Raw genomic sequence first — 14,473 nt, 5'->3', positions numbered from 1 at the left:
ACAGACAACGGGTAAGATGGCTATCGAGGTGATTAATTATGAAGAAAATATCAACGAAATCGAGTTGGCCAATCGGAAAAAATGTTTTACTCTCGGCGGTCATTATGGTTGTATTGGCTGGTTGCAGTTCCAATACAGCCTCTCCAAAACCATTGGAGGTTTCAGGGATGAACAGCCATCAGGAGGAGAAGGCCGCAGTTCCTTCAGAGAAAATGAGCTATTGGAATGAACAGCGGAAAGGGACAAATTTTATGAATTCCACGTCTCTTCCGGAAAACTATGAAGCGGCAAAGGATGAAGGCATAGCGTTCGTGCGGCTCGCGCCGGATAAGTGGAGCAAAGATCGGGATTTTTTGTTTAACGATCAGCCGGATAAACATATGAATGCAGATTTTTTGATCGGGAGCTCAGATAAGTACGAAGGTATCGTGGAAGCGGATTTTGCCCGACTCAAAGCGGATCTGGATGCCGCGGAGGCTAAAGGGATGAAAGTTGTGGTTACAGTGCTTAGTTTGCCTGGAGACCGTTGGCGACAGTTCAACGGAGCCAAAAATGATGATCGGATCTGGAATGATGTTGAATATCACAAGCAAGCTGCTCAGTTCTGGAAGGATCTTGCGACACGATTGAAGAATCATCCTGCCGTCATCGGCTATAACCTGATTAATGAGCCTCATCCGGAAACGGCAACGGGCTTCCACGACTTCTGGACACAGGATTATTCGGAGTGGTATACCAAAGTGGAACATACCGCAGCGGATCTGAATTCACTCTATGACACAATCGTAAAAGAGATCCGGACGGTCGACCAAACGACCCCCATTATTGTAGATTCTGGACTCTATGCAACGCCTTGGGCCTTTACGTATTTGAAGCCGATTGATGATCCGAACGTGCTGTATGCTTTTCATATGTACGAGCCTTACGAAATGACAAGCCAAAACAAGAAAAAAGGATTTACGTACTCTTATCCGGGAAGTGTAAAGGTCGGGAATGACCAGACGGAAAAAGAGTTTAACCGCCAGGCTCTCAAACAATTTGTCGAGCTAGTTGCCAAGTGGGCATCAGATCATGACATACCTGCGAACCGGATTATTGCTTCGGAATTCGGAACGAACCGAATGGTTCAAGGTGCAGATCGCTACATGGCAGACCTGATTTCTATCTTTAATGAGTATGGATGGCATTGGGCTTTCTACGCATTTCGTGAAGATACGTGGGACGGGATGGACTATGAATTAGGCAGTGAGAAGCCAAACTGGAAGTATTGGGATGCGATTGAAAAAGGGGAGCAGCCTGCCCGCAGTAAGGCAGATAATCCAATTTGGAATGAAATAAAGGGAAGCTTGACGAAGTGAACCCGTTATTGTGTTATTTACAGGGAAGCAGAGGAATTATTAAAGGTGGTGCGTTCCTAGTAAAATAATCTTGTCAAATCATCCGTATCGTGATATCGTTGATAACGATTATCAATATCAATGAAGAGGATGGGTTTATTTTGCTGAAACGAACTAATTCGATATTTCTTGTGCTTGCACTGATGGCCCTTCTCATAGTGAGTGCGTGCAGCCAGTCTGCAACGACGGGTAAGACGACTGGGACCAACACAAGTGCAGTTGCGGAGACAGGTACAACGACTGATGCAGCGTCAGCTGATGAAGCAGGAGAAACCATTGCGTATCAATCGGATGCAGGAGAAGTACAAGTACCTAAAAACCCCAAGCGCATTATCGATCTAACTGCATTTTCGACAGGATATTTTGTTGCTCTGGACGCTCCGGTAGTCGGGGCGCTGTCAGGTGCGATGGACAACAAGTACATTAAGGAACAGTTGACTAATGAAGGTGCAACAGATCTGGGTGAGAAGCCAACAGCCGAGCAACTGGTTAGCTTAAAGCCTGACCTGATCATCGTTTATACTGGTACAGAGGGAATCGATCAGTTGTCGCAAATTGCACCTGTAGTACAAATCAAGTATGGCGAGCGCAACTATAAAGACCTCATGCTGGAACTGGGTAAGCTGACGAATAGAGAAGATGCAGCGAAAGGCTGGATAACGAAATGGGAAGCACAGATTAACGAGCTGAAGCCGAAGGTGCAGGAGGTCGTAGGCGACCGCACAGTCTCGATCTTGAATCCATATACCAAGGGACTGTATGTTTTCGGTCATAATTTCGGTCGTGGCGGCGAGATCATCTATGGTGAATTTGGCCTTAAAGCCCCAGCCAAAGCTCAGACAGAGGCGATTGACAGTGGTACAGGTTGGGCCTCCATTTCGATGGAAGTGTTAACGGATTATGCCGGTGACATCATCTTCACCAGCCCGTGGTCGGGAGATACAAGCGATTCGCAGATTGTTTACGATAATGCTCTGTGGAAAAATCTACCTGCAGTCAAGGCAGGCAATGTGTTCCAGCTTGATCCGACATCCGACACATACAACGACCCTGTATCACTGGAAGGCCAGTTGAAGTTTATTTCGGACAGCCTTCTTTCGGTGAAGTAAGGTTTGTACCAAAGAAGCTTCAAAACTATTTAGCAATTCGTAACAGGGGCAACGTTGATAGTTTCCATTGCTCAGAACACGATTGTACAGAACTCACCAGAATATTTAATTTTATCTATCAACTTCAATGGAAAGTCGCTAAAACAGCGGCTTTCTTTGTTTGTTTTTTGTCCTGAATTTTAGATCTCCACCATGGATTCCAAAAGGAATATCCATAAAGTTATAATAAAGTGAAGTTCTTCTCATCCATAGACCCTAACCGGACAAATCAAAGCACATCCTGACAGGCTCTTGCATACCTCTTCGTCTATTATAGAAATTAAGGAGTGATTAACCGTATGAACTGGATCGAATCGTTACAACAGGCTATTCAATACATGGAAGATCACTTACTGGAAAATATGACTATCGAGCAGATATCGGCTCAAGCGCATATCTCTCCTTTTCATTTTCAACGTACGTTTGCGTTGTTAACGGATGTTACTGTCGGCGAATATATAAAGCGGAGACGATTGACTTTGGCAGCAAATGATCTTCTGTTGACCGATCAAAAAATCATTGATCTGGCGTACAAATATGGCTATGACACTCCTGAATCTTTTTCCAAAGCTTTTCGGAGACTACATGGAATTTCACCTAGTGAAGCACGTAAAAATAGTACCTCCGTCAAAGCGTATAATCGTCTGGTTATTCAAGTCAGTCTGAAAGGAGCAGAGCCTATGAATTACAAAATTGTTGAACATCCCGGAATGATGTTAGTTGGAATAAAGCAAACTTTCTCCTATGTAGAGGGTGAACATTTACGAGGAATCGGGCAGATGTGGCAAGAAGCATATACGAGTGGTATGGAAGATCGTTTATTTGAATTGAACAATGATGGGATCAAAGGATTACTTGGTGTCTGTGTGGATCAGAGCGAAATCCAGGAGAAACAAATGGAATACTGGATTGCTACAGCCTATGAAGGTAAAGTACCGGAAGGACTTGCCTCATTCACGATCCCTCCTTGCAAATGGAGTGTATTTGAAGTGCAAGGACCGATGCCGGAGAGCATGCAGAGCCTATGGAAACAAATTATTTCCGAATGGTTCCCTTCGAATCCATATGAGCATGCGGGCATACCCGAACTAGAAGTATATCCAGGTCCGGGTCATCCTCCGCAAATCTGGATTCCGATTAAATAAAGATGCAACATAGTGCCACACTGCGTCCAGCAGTGCTCAGCCTGTTACGAAATGCCCCTGGAAATATTCCAGGGGCAATTTTATTTCTCTTGTTTTGTCGCTAAATAATGAGCCGGAGAATCTCCGAAAGCACGTCGAAACATAGCAATAAAATTACTTGGTGAGGCGTACCCAAGTGCATCAGCAATCATTCCGACGGAATCCCCTTGTGCCAACATCTCCAAAGCATGTGTCAAACGGGCCTGTTGCCGCCATTGGGCAAAGGTTAATCCGGTGTCAGCCAGAATCAAACGCCGCAAGGTGCGAGGGGAAAGGGCTGCCCAAGCAGCCCAATCATCCAGCGTTCGATTGTCCTCAGGATACTTCAGGATTTCATGCGCAATTCGCAAGAGGCGGGATTCGGAAGGCATAGGCAAGTGCAAAGGCTCCAACGGTGCCCGCACAATTTCATCCAATAGTACAGCGACTATTCGTTCCTGCTGAGGCTCTAAGAAGTCCTGGTCATACCAAGACACTGTCCGACGCACCAATGCATACATCAGTTCCGACGTACTGATTACACAAGGATTGGGTGGCAAATCGCGACTAGTCTCAGGGAGTACAAGCACGCACCATCCACTCATCGCGCCGCTGATACTAACCTTATGTCGTACATTTGGTGGTATCCAGCCCGCCCGATGTGGAGGGAGTAGCCATGATCCCTGCGCGGTCCGAACGTGTATAAGGCCGTTCTCCACGCAAAAAATCTGTCCGCGCTTATGACTGTGCCAGTCGTATTCACGAGTGCCCAACTGAAAATCATTCGCTGGATCTTCATCACCCCAGAAGGCAATTAGAGAAGGGCCGTCCAGTCGGTCACTATAATCAATAGCTTCGTGTTTCATGCCACTCGATTCCTCCATGGCCATTTCTCAATATATTTTGTCCTAATAGCGTTATCATGCCATTCCATTGCTATTGTAAGATAATAAATGCCAAATGTCTATTATGTGGCGTAACACATTATGAGAGGAGAATTATTATGAATCCGGCATCTTCTGTAAACACAACTGTAGGCTCAACATCTCTGCTGCGGCCCGGTGTCCCTACCTGGATTGCATCCACTGTCGCTTGCGTTTGCGCATTTATGGTTGTCATGGACAGCTCTATCGTAAACGTCGCATTATCAGCAATGAGCGCTGACCTTGGTCTCTCGGCGACAGATCAACAATGGGTGGTGGATATTTATTTGCTAGTCCTCGGCGGCTTTATGCTGCTGGCTTCCCGAGCCAGCGATATTTATGGGAGAAAAGTTATTCTGCAGACGGCTTTGGTCCTGTTTACCGGTGCCAGTCTGCTGGGCGGTCTTGCCACAAACGGTGCCGTACTGTTGACGGCACGTGCCATTCAAGGCTTCGGAGGTGCGGCACTGGCGACATCCACCCTTGCGGTCATCGTTGCCGCTTATCCCAAAGGGTCGAAGCAAAAACGGGCTATTTCGCTGTGGGCAGCCTCTTCATCGTTGGCCTCCGCTTTTGGTGTCATCATCGGGGGGATGTTAACAAGCTTCGCCAGTTGGAGGTGGGTAATGTTCGTAAATGTGCCAATTGGCATTGCACTTAGCATCATCATTGCGTTCAGCCTCCGGCAGAAGTCAAACGATAGAAAACAGGATAAACTCGACCTTCCCGGTGCAGCCGCCATTACACTCTCCGTGGCTGCATTTATCTATGGCATCGCGCAGACGGTCGATCAAGGCTGGACATCACCGATTGTTCTTGAAGCCCTTGGAGCATCGCTGGTCCTAATGGCTGCATTCGTCTGGATAGAGCTTCGTTCCAAGCAGCCCTTGATTCGTCTGCACATTTTCCGGCATCGCAATGTACCTTTAGGGATGATTATGGTTCTTGGACTTGGCGCAACATTAACGGCTAATATGTACTTTCTCTCACTTACCTTGCAAAAGATTGAAGGCTACACTCCGTTTGAAACAGGTCTTGCTTTGCTGCCGATGGCTAGTATACTAGCTGTTGCCGCCATTCTTTCCCGGCGTTTGGAAGATGCAGGCTTTCATAAGCTTCCATTCTTTGGTGGTCTTCTGGCTGCGGCTGGATTCATCTGGTTAAATGAGCTGCCAATGCATCCGAACTATGTTACTCAATTACTTCTTCCGAGCTTGCTCATTGGTGGTGGCTTGGGGTTGATGTTGATGACAGCTACTCATGCCGTACTTGCAGGCATTCCATCGCAAGACTCCGGCATCGCCGCAGGACTTCAAAACACAGCCCGCCAGCTCGGCGGCGCGCTCGGAATTGCGGTACTTGTCACGGTGACGCATATAGCGGCAGGGGGACAAACGAATCAAGGCGATATAACTGCAGCTTCACAGCTGGCCGGATATCATGCTGCTTTCCTGGCATGCGGCGTAATTAGCGGACTATCAGCTCTAGCTTCATTGTTTCTGCAGCGCAATGAAGACTAGTAATCTTCGGCCCAATTAAAAGACAAAAAGGCAAGTGATCATAAGCGATCGCTTGCCTTTCTTTGTTTCTAACTGGCGGGGGATACAAAAATAAAATTGAACAAGAAATAACGCTATGATATAATCATTAGCGTCATCGGCAATTCAACATAAAAGGTGTATACATTCTAATTCCTAAATTAATTATACATCTGGAACTTTGATTTGTCAATGCTCTTTTTCATCCCAAAAAAAGGAATAAGGAGTGTGTTGGGAGAGATGGAAACGAAGGATTGGCGATTGGAACAGGAACGGTTGGAATGGGTAAGAGAGAAACTTCAGGCGAGAATTACCGAATTGGAGCCTGAGGTTGCGGGAATGCACGATCAGGCTTCGGACATCCGCAAGCGGTTTTGGGAAGAAGTTACGATTAACACAAGCACCCATGAAGATTTCGAAGAGACTTTTTACACGATTAACCAGCAGTCAGCGGTATTGGCCGAGCGGGAAAGAGGTCACAAGCGGTTGACGCAGCAATGGAATAACATGAAACGTCTGCTCCCGTCTCCTTATTTCGGACGAATCGATTTTCAGGAGAAGGGGCTTGGCTTCAGCGAGCAGATCTATATCCGGGTATCCTCTTTCGTCGACGAAGACGGCTTGAGCTTTCTGATCTATGACTGGCGCACGCCGATTGCAAGCATGTATTATGACTCCTCCCCTGGTCTGGCGTCTTATATGACGCCGATCGGACGAATCGACGGAACGATGGAGCTCAAACGGCAATTTCAAATTCAATACGGCCAGATTCGGAACATGTTTGATGCGAGCGAAACGATTGGAGACAACTTGCTTCAGCAGGTGCTTGGCAAAGGAGCCGACTCGCAAATGAAGAGTATCGTCGCAACCATCCAGAAGGAACAAAATACCATCATTCGTGATGATAAAAGCCGGATGCTTATCGTACAGGGGGCGGCTGGCAGCGGTAAAACTTCCGCAGCCCTGCAGCGGGTGGCGTACTTGCTGTACAAACACCGTCAGACGATCAGTGCTGATCAGATTGTTCTTTTCTCACCGAATCCGATGTTTGCGAGTTATATCTCCACCGTCCTTCCGGAGCTCGGTGAAGAGAATATGCAGCAGACCACATTTCAAGAGTATCTCGACTATTGGCTAGGATCTTCGTTACGGCCAGAGGATGCCTTTGATCAGATTGAGTATGTACTGACTGCAAAAGGAACGCCAGGGTATGAAGCTCGTCTTCAGGGAATCGAGTATAAAGCTTCAGATGCTTACCTGCACGCTTTACAGAACTATGGAATATGGCTGGGTCGGGAAGGCATGCAATTCAACAGTATTCGGTTTCGGGACCACGATTTAATTACCGCAGAGCAGCTCAGTGCGAAATTTTACGGTTATGATCTTTGCTTGCCGCTGTCCAATCGTGTCGTTCTCTTGCAGGAATGGTTGCAAAATGAACTGACTATGTTGGAACGCATGGAACGGGAGGCGCCTTGGGTACAGGAAGAAATGAATTATCTCGACACCGAGCAATATGCAGAAGTGTTCGGAATGCTGCATAAGGATAGGGAAGTATTCGACGTTGCGGAGCAATATGCCAAAGTTCGTGAGATAATGAGCAAGACGCGCCGGCAAGATGAAGGGGACTTTGGCTTTGCCGGGAAGGAAGAAGATATGCTCCGCCGGAAGATCGTGAAAGAAAGCTTTAAACCGCTAAGGAAAAGTGTGAGGAAATTCTCATTTGTAGATGTGAAAGGCATATATGAACAATTGTTTGTAGACGAAGCTGCTTATCGGGAGAAAACAAATGGGGCTGTTACCCCCACGCTGTGGCCTGAGATATGCAAGCAAACGAGGGAAAGCATGCACCGGAACGAGTTGTTTCATGAGGATGCGACTCCCTATTTGTATGTAAAAGAAATGATTGAAGGCGTCCGGACAAACACGGAAATTCGGTATGTCTTCGTTGATGAGGGTCAGGATTATTCATCGTTTCAATATGAATATCTCAAAAAGCTGTTTCCACGTGCCCGTATGACGGTGCTTGGCGATTTCGGGCAAGCGATCTTCACACAGGCTACAAATTTGGCCGCAGCCGATTCACCCCTGATCCGCCTCTTTGGCGAAGCCGAAACCAATCTGATCTCCCTTGTACGCAGTTATCGCTCAACCAGAGAAATCGTTGAATTTACAAGAGTGATGCTTCCAGACGGAGATGAAATTGTACCATTTGAAAGAAAAGGCCAGAAGCCACTGTTGACGAAGCTCAACGACAAAGATGAGCTAATTGCACAAATGGTGGCAAATATCGCTGCTCTAAAGGCAGAGGGCTTTGATTCCATTGCCGTCATTACGAAGACTGCCGCCGAAAGCCAGAAGGCCCATGAATCGTTAGGGAGTCAAGGAGGTGAAGATTTGCAGCTCATTACAAAAGAGACGTTCAACTTCGAAAAAGGCGTAATGGTCATTCCTGTGTATCTCGCCAAGGGTGTTGAGTTCGATGCAGTCTTAATCTACGATGCTTCCTCTGAGATGTATGGTCAAGAAAATGAACGCAAGCTTCTTTATACGGCTTGCACGCGGGCTATGCATCGACTTCATCTGTACACGACGGGTGATTGGTCGCCTTTCGTGCAGGCATTGCCAGCGGATTTGTATGAGGAATGGAACTCCCATACATCGAAATAAACATGTCGGCATTGACGGAGGTATCCCAATAAAGAAGCACACGAGTCGCCTTTCAGGCGACTTTTTTTCATTTCTAAGTCATTGTAGAGGTGAAATTTGGTTAGCGTCTTTCTTTGAATTATTTCCGTATTGTTATACTCAGCATAATTATTATTATATGGGTGGACTAAGATTACAGTTATATAATAGGGATACGTACTATTAATTTTGGGACTACTATTTATCGAAACATAGAGCCAGAAGGTAAAGATTACATACATCAATTCATAGGAGTTGAAATCATGTTAACCAGTATTAACTTGCAGGGAAGCTGGGAGCTTCAACTGGATGAACATAAAGAAGGCGTTCAAGGCCCATTTGGCGACACCATAACACTGCCGAATACGACCTCTCATGCACGCAAAGGAAGAAAGAGTGATGCGGCTCACATCGGGTCTTTGACCGATGAATATTCCTATGAAGGCTGGATTTGGCTGAAACGGGAGATTGATATCCCCGCAGCGCTTGCTGGCAAGAAATGCGATTTGTATCTGGAACGCACGCGTATAACCAAGTTGTGGGTTGATGCTGAAGAGTATGGAGCACAGGATAGTCTCAACGCCCCTCATGTGTATAGCTTGCCTGAAGGGCTTTCCGAGGGGAAACACACCCTCACCATCCGGGTCGATAATACGGACTATCCAACGAAAGGCGGTCATCTTACATCCGTCAATATCAAACCAACTGGAACGGAATTACCGGAAAGCTGGAGCTTCATTTTTACCACGAGCTGCACTTTGGTGAGGTACAGATCTATCCTAATGCTAAAGAGCGAACATTCAGAATCACAAGTACATTGTCTCAATCCATACCAGGTACGGTACTGTTCGTTACTGCGCAAACCTTCAATCCCCTTTTAAAAGAGGCTCATGGATATGTGCCTTCCGACAGAAATCATGTGGTGATTGAGCAAACCTATCCATGCAACCAGAACGAGGTTAATGTGCTCTACAAGATGGGTAACGACGCATTGCTCTGGAGTGATTCGGACCCCAATCTCTATGTGCTGACCCTCACTCTGCTAGGGGAACAAGGAGATGTGCTGGATACAACCGAAGTTGTAACAGGACTACGAGATTTTGAAGCCAAGGGAGACGCTTTTACCATTAACGGCCAAAAGACCTTCCTTCGTGGAAAACATGATGGTCTCATATTCCCGCTTACGGGTTACGCGCCAACCGATGTGGAAGAGTGGCTACGAATCCTGAGCATTTCCAAATCATATGGCATAAATCATTATCGTTTCCATACCTGTTGTCCGCCTGAGGCGGCGTTTACTGCTGCAGATATGCTTGGTATCTACATGGAGCCTGAGCTTCCATTCTGGGGTACGATTACGGATGAACTTGATCCACAGCACAATCAGGCTGAACAGGACTATCTCATTCGTGAAGGCTTTGCCATGCTGAGGGCGTATGGGAATCATCCTTCTTTTGTAATGATGTCGCTCGGTAATGAACTTTGGGGCAGTAAAGAAAGACTCAATGCCATTCTAAAAGCGTATAAAGCATTTGATCCACGCCATTTGTACACCCAGGGTTCAAACAATTTTCAGTTCACTCCGCTTATTCTGGAGGAAGAAGACTTTTACTGTGGCGTACGATTCTCCAAAGATAGACTTTTCCGCGGGTCCTATGCCATGTGTGATGCCCCGTTGGGTCATGTGCAAACGGATGTGCCTGGTACCCTAAAGGACTACGACGACATGATCTTGCCGGATGGGATGGTTTCGGAAAAAGAGGGAATTCAAGCAGCTGAATCGGAAATTCAGATTCAATATGGTAAGGAAGCCAAGACCGTGAAAGCCGAGTCGGCTGAACAACAGCTTATTCCACAACTACCCGTCATATCCCATGAAATTGGACAATATGCCATGTACCCTAACTACGAAGAGATTGAGAAGTACACTGGGTCGCTGAAGGCAAAAAACTTCGAGGTGTTTCGTGAGCGATTGCAAGCCAAAGGAATGGCACATCTGGCTGAACCATTTTTCCAAAGCTCTGGCAAGCTTGCCGTAGCCTGTTATAAGGAAGAGCTTGAAGCGGCATTTCGATCCAATCATCTGGCAGGGTTCCAATTGCTAGATCTTCAGGACTTCAGTGGACAGGGGACAGCACTGGTAGGCATTTTGGATGCCTTCATGGATTCCAAAGGATTGGTTACGCCCGAGGAGTGGAGAACATTTTGCTCCGATGCCGTACTTCTGGCTCGATTCGAGAAATACAACTACACTTCGGGAGAAGATTTTAATGCCCACATTCAATTAAGGTACTTCCGATCACAATCATTGAAAGGTCATACCGTGGAGTGGGAGATACGTGATTTGGATCATCTGATTACATCAGGAACAGAAGAGATTCCCTTTATTGCTGGAGAAACTTGGTTTGAGAAAAGCCCAATAAAGCTCAAGCTCCCTGCTGTGAAAAAGATGACGTCTATCGTTCTATCCCTGTATATTCCGGGTACCGATATCCGGAAACAATATGAACTTTGGGTATACCCTGATCATGATGAGACAGCTATGGAACATGACCCTATTTATAAGGAATTGTCCGAAGAAGTTATTAACTTACTGGAAAAAGGCGAGAGCGTACTGCTGCTTCCAACACTGGAAGATAACGATAGTTCAGTCGAAGGTACATATTGTACCGATTTCTGGTGTTATCCGATGTTCCGATCCATCTCGGAAAGCATGAACAAGCCCGTTCCCGTCGGTACGCTAGGCTTGCTTATTGATAATTCGCACCCGGCATTGAAGCACTTTCCAAGTGAGACCCATTCCACTTACCCGTGGTGGCATATCGTCATGAACTCACGTTCTCTAATTCTGGATGAGGTATCCACGAATGTTCAGCCTTTCGTTCAAACCATCGATAATTTTGAACGTAATCATAAGCTGGGTCTGTTGTTTGAATGCCAGGTTGGAAAAGGGAAGCTGCTGGTTGGGGCGCTAAATTATGATGAATTGATTAACAAGGCGGAAGGGCGGCAATTACTTTACAGCCTAGCACAATATGTGAAAAGTGAAGAGTTTAATCCGAAAGCCAAGTTAGGGCTGGAAGAGCTTCAGCGGTTGTTGGGCAAAAAATAGAAATATGCTTAAAGCACGTTAATAACGAAAAGCACATACACCGATCAGATTCACCATAACCAACGAAAGTCTGTTCTAACGAACTAACATTAAAACCCTTCAAGCTGTTTTTTCAGTTTGAAGGGTTTTCCTTAATTTCAGACGCTTAAATAAGTTGACGAAATTATTGTTATGTAAACTAATTGCAATCACTTTCATTTCTTTTTCCCAAAATGACATAAAACCTCCATCATATGTAAATCGTAATGGTGAACGCACGAAGGAGGATACATATGAAAAGTCACGTGCATCGAAAAGAAGGAGAGAAACTGAGCTGGATTAGTCTTTCATTATTTGGAGCGGGATGTACGCTGGGAACGGGTTTTTTCCTTGGGACAAGTCTGGCTATTCATTGGGCCGGTTTATCGGTGCTTATCCTTTTGGTGCTGGCTGCTGCCGGGACTTACTTTGTATTTGGCGCATTGGCTCAAATGACAGCAGAAGATCCGAAGGAAGGGGCTTTTCGAACCTATGCCGGAGAAGCCTTCGGGCCATGGGCCGGTTTCGGTAGCGGCTGGATGTATTGGTCTTCCGAAATGCTGATTATGGGGAGTTCATTAACGGCACTCGGGTTGTTCTCTCAATTTTGGTTTCCCAAGTTTCCATTATGGGCGTTTGTAGCGGTATATGCATGCATTGGATTGTTCATCGCCGCATTGGGAGCCAAAGGGTTAACCCAAACCGAGAATGTGCTCGCAGTGATCAAGCTGGCTGCAACGGTTGCTTTTATTGTGATTGCGGCAGCGGCTTGCCTGGGCTGGTTAGATGTGAAGATTACCCCGCAGAAAATAACTAATGAATGGTTTCCTCACAAAATAAAAGGGGTGTGGACCGGATTTATTTATGCCTTTTTTGCTTTTGCCGGGATTGAGATCATGGGTTTGATGGCAGCCAAGCTGAAGGAACCAAAGGATGCAGTCAAGTCAGGCCGAGTCATGCTGTTAACCGTCAGTGCGCTATATGTTGTAGCGATTGCTTTAATTCTGCTGCTGGTGCCAGCCGCGAAGTTAACACCAGACGAGAGTCCACTCGTTAAAGCGATGTCATCGATTGGATTTACGGTCGTGGTTCATATTCTCAACGGAATTTTGATTATAGCCGGGTTCTCCACGATGGTTGCTTCAATCTATGCGATAACGTCCATGTTGGTTAAACTGGGTGAAGACGGAGATGCACCGAAGATGTTTACGAAGACATGGGGAAAAAAGAACATGCCTCTTCATGCATTGGGATGCACTGCGGCCGGATTAATACTTTCTACCCTATTGGCATTATGGATGCCTAAGAGCCTGTTTGAATATATAACTACCGCAGGCAGCTTGGTATTAATGTATACCTGGCTTCTGATTTGCATCACGTATATCAAGAAAATGAAACCGACGAAATGGAATCGTGTCAAAGTGTGGATTGCCATGATTCTTATTGTTGCAGCAGTAGCTGGGACCGCCATGGAAAAGGCCAGCAGAACAGGTCTGCTGGCAAGTATAGGTCTTGTTATATTGATTGCCTTGATTACCTACTTTGTAAACAAAGTACGGAAACCACGACCATCAACATCCACTTAACCGTCAACGTTTTGATTTCTTGGGTACAGCTTTTCCATGCGTCTTAGCCAATCTGCTAAGTGATAGAGGTTCTTGAATGGCTTTACTGAGGTGCCTTGTTTCAGCTATTTCGTCAACTTGCCAATGGCTTGCTTCATGCGCAAGAACGGGCATTTGGAAGGGGTCTGCTCGTCATCAGGCAGGAAATATTGTTTCCATTCCAGATTATCCTGCTGTCCATACCACATGAGTGATGGGTGAGCCGGAACGGCATCATAAGCTGCCAGGCGTTTACGAATCAAGGTTTTCATTTTACGACCAAGAGGTGTGTTGTCATTAATCGATTCAAACACCCACCGTGGTTGAAATGCAAACATCAGATAAGGGAAGTGCCGGCTGGCTCTGAGCTCGTGCGCGGGAGTCGCACAGAAACAAAAATAAGGTTCCCCGCCAAAGCAAAATTCCCACGTGGCTTCATGCGGATCCGTCGAAATATGATCAGGCCAAGCAGCTTCATCGAGTGTGCTCACCCGGTTAAGCATTTCCCAGAACAACGACTGATACTGCTCCACCGTTGTGTTGTTTTTCAAATCATCCGGTGTCTCGCAAATGACCACCAAGGAAGCATATTGTCCCGTGTTTCGGGAAACCGGTCCATATTGACTAAGTAATTCTGCCATGTCCTTGGCAGCGGCTTGTGTACGCGGATCACATGTGAATCCGTATCTCAGATGGCCGGAGAGAAAACCCATCCGTCCGGGTACACATGGATACGTATTCCCCTCATCTGCTATCATATTGGCGAATTGTGAATAAGCGTCCTGCTGCCATTCGGGCAGATCTTTAAATAATGGTTTTATTTCATCGGCACTGTACAGCTCTGCCATGAATTCCCCAACTCCATTCCACATGATACCGTTA

General features: G+C 46.3%; 11 protein-coding genes. 9 read left to right on the top strand and 2 right to left on the bottom strand.

Annotated elements, in window-relative coordinates:
• Positions 1 to 16: 16 nt before the first annotated feature.
• The 4 genes from P5G61_RS13915 to P5G61_RS13900 all read left to right on the top strand — a co-directional run bounded on the left by P5G61_RS13915 (position 17) and on the right by P5G61_RS13900 (position 3,690).
• Positions 17 to 229 (top strand): hypothetical protein, encoded by a 213-nt coding sequence (locus P5G61_RS13915; protein WP_301247087.1) that lies wholly within the window; start codon positions 17 to 19, stop codon positions 227 to 229.
• Entirely contained in the window at positions 168 to 1,358 is a 1,191-nt protein-coding gene (locus P5G61_RS13910) for a glycoside hydrolase family 5 protein (RefSeq protein WP_301247086.1), read from the top strand. Before P5G61_RS13915 ends, P5G61_RS13910 begins: the two co-directional genes overlap by 62 nt.
• Positions 1,359 to 1,498: 140 nt before the next feature.
• Positions 1,499 to 2,506: an ABC transporter substrate-binding protein gene (locus P5G61_RS13905; RefSeq protein WP_301247085.1), complete on the top strand. Its 1,008-nt coding sequence runs from the start codon at positions 1,499 to 1,501 to the stop codon at positions 2,504 to 2,506.
• A gap of 338 nt (positions 2,507 to 2,844) precedes the next feature.
• The gene (locus P5G61_RS13900; protein WP_301247084.1) at positions 2,845 to 3,690 is read left to right on the top strand and encodes an AraC family transcriptional regulator; all 846 of its coding nucleotides are present in this window, start codon (positions 2,845 to 2,847) and stop codon (positions 3,688 to 3,690) included.
• 80 nt (positions 3,691 to 3,770) lie between these two features.
• On the opposite strand, the gene P5G61_RS13895 is transcribed toward P5G61_RS13900, so the two are convergent.
• Positions 3,771 to 4,574 (bottom strand): AraC family transcriptional regulator, encoded by an 804-nt coding sequence (locus tag P5G61_RS13895; RefSeq protein WP_301247083.1) that lies wholly within the window; start codon positions 4,572 to 4,574, stop codon positions 3,771 to 3,773.
• A gap of 137 nt (positions 4,575 to 4,711) precedes the next feature.
• Between P5G61_RS13895 and P5G61_RS13890 the strand changes: the two genes are divergently transcribed.
• From P5G61_RS13890 to P5G61_RS13870, 5 genes are all read left to right on the top strand, one after another.
• Positions 4,712 to 6,151 (top strand): MFS transporter, encoded by a 1,440-nt coding sequence (locus P5G61_RS13890; RefSeq protein ID WP_301247082.1) that lies wholly within the window; start codon positions 4,712 to 4,714, stop codon positions 6,149 to 6,151.
• Between the two features lie 258 nt (positions 6,152 to 6,409).
• Positions 6,410 to 8,839, top strand: coding sequence for an RNA polymerase recycling motor HelD (gene helD / locus P5G61_RS13885; protein WP_301247081.1), 2,430 nt, complete (start codon positions 6,410 to 6,412; stop codon positions 8,837 to 8,839).
• Between the two features lie 281 nt (positions 8,840 to 9,120).
• Positions 9,121 to 9,738: a hypothetical protein gene (locus P5G61_RS13880; RefSeq protein ID WP_301247080.1), complete on the top strand. Its 618-nt coding sequence runs from the start codon at positions 9,121 to 9,123 to the stop codon at positions 9,736 to 9,738.
• Positions 9,739 to 9,776: 38 nt separating this feature from the next.
• On the top strand, positions 9,777 to 11,969 hold the full coding sequence (locus tag P5G61_RS13875) for a glycoside hydrolase family 2 TIM barrel-domain containing protein (protein WP_301247079.1): 2,193 nt from the start codon (positions 9,777 to 9,779) through the stop codon (positions 11,967 to 11,969).
• A 272-nt stretch (positions 11,970 to 12,241) separates the two neighbouring features.
• On the top strand, positions 12,242 to 13,573 hold the full coding sequence (locus P5G61_RS13870) for an amino acid permease (RefSeq protein ID WP_301247078.1): 1,332 nt from the start codon (positions 12,242 to 12,244) through the stop codon (positions 13,571 to 13,573).
• A gap of 104 nt (positions 13,574 to 13,677) precedes the next feature.
• Here P5G61_RS13870 and P5G61_RS13865 read toward each other — a convergent pair whose 3' ends face one another.
• On the bottom strand, positions 13,678 to 14,439 hold the full coding sequence (locus P5G61_RS13865) for a YqcI/YcgG family protein (protein ID WP_301247077.1): 762 nt from the start codon (positions 14,437 to 14,439) through the stop codon (positions 13,678 to 13,680).
• Between the last annotated feature and the right edge of the window lie 34 nt (positions 14,440 to 14,473).

Origin of the sequence: Paenibacillus vandeheii (assembly GCF_030433635.1) — a bacterium.
GTDB lineage: Bacteria > Bacillota > Bacilli > Paenibacillales > Paenibacillaceae > Paenibacillus > Paenibacillus vandeheii.
This window is presented reverse-complemented; position numbering and strand designations above follow the sequence as displayed.

What these genes read in the sequence shown, in the direction of transcription:
- P5G61_RS13870 (WP_301247078.1), top strand. Translation starts at nt 12,242, where the DNA reads ATGAAAAGTCACGTGCATCGAAAAGAAGGAGAGAAACTGAGCTGGATT.
- P5G61_RS13915 (WP_301247087.1), top strand. Translation starts at nt 17, where the DNA reads ATGGCTATCGAGGTGATTAATTATGAAGAAAATATCAACGAAATCGAG.
- P5G61_RS13895 (WP_301247083.1), bottom strand. Translation starts at nt 4,574, where the DNA reads ATGAAACACGAAGCTATTGATTATAGTGACCGACTGGACGGCCCTTCT.
- helD (WP_301247081.1), top strand. Translation starts at nt 6,410, where the DNA reads ATGGAAACGAAGGATTGGCGATTGGAACAGGAACGGTTGGAATGGGTA.
- P5G61_RS13865 (WP_301247077.1), bottom strand. Translation starts at nt 14,439, where the DNA reads ATGGCAGAGCTGTACAGTGCCGATGAAATAAAACCATTATTTAAAGAT.
- P5G61_RS13890 (WP_301247082.1), top strand. Translation starts at nt 4,712, where the DNA reads ATGAATCCGGCATCTTCTGTAAACACAACTGTAGGCTCAACATCTCTG.
- P5G61_RS13880 (WP_301247080.1), top strand. Translation starts at nt 9,121, where the DNA reads ATGTTAACCAGTATTAACTTGCAGGGAAGCTGGGAGCTTCAACTGGAT.
- P5G61_RS13910 (WP_301247086.1), top strand. Translation starts at nt 168, where the DNA reads ATGAACAGCCATCAGGAGGAGAAGGCCGCAGTTCCTTCAGAGAAAATG.
- P5G61_RS13900 (WP_301247084.1), top strand. Translation starts at nt 2,845, where the DNA reads ATGAACTGGATCGAATCGTTACAACAGGCTATTCAATACATGGAAGAT.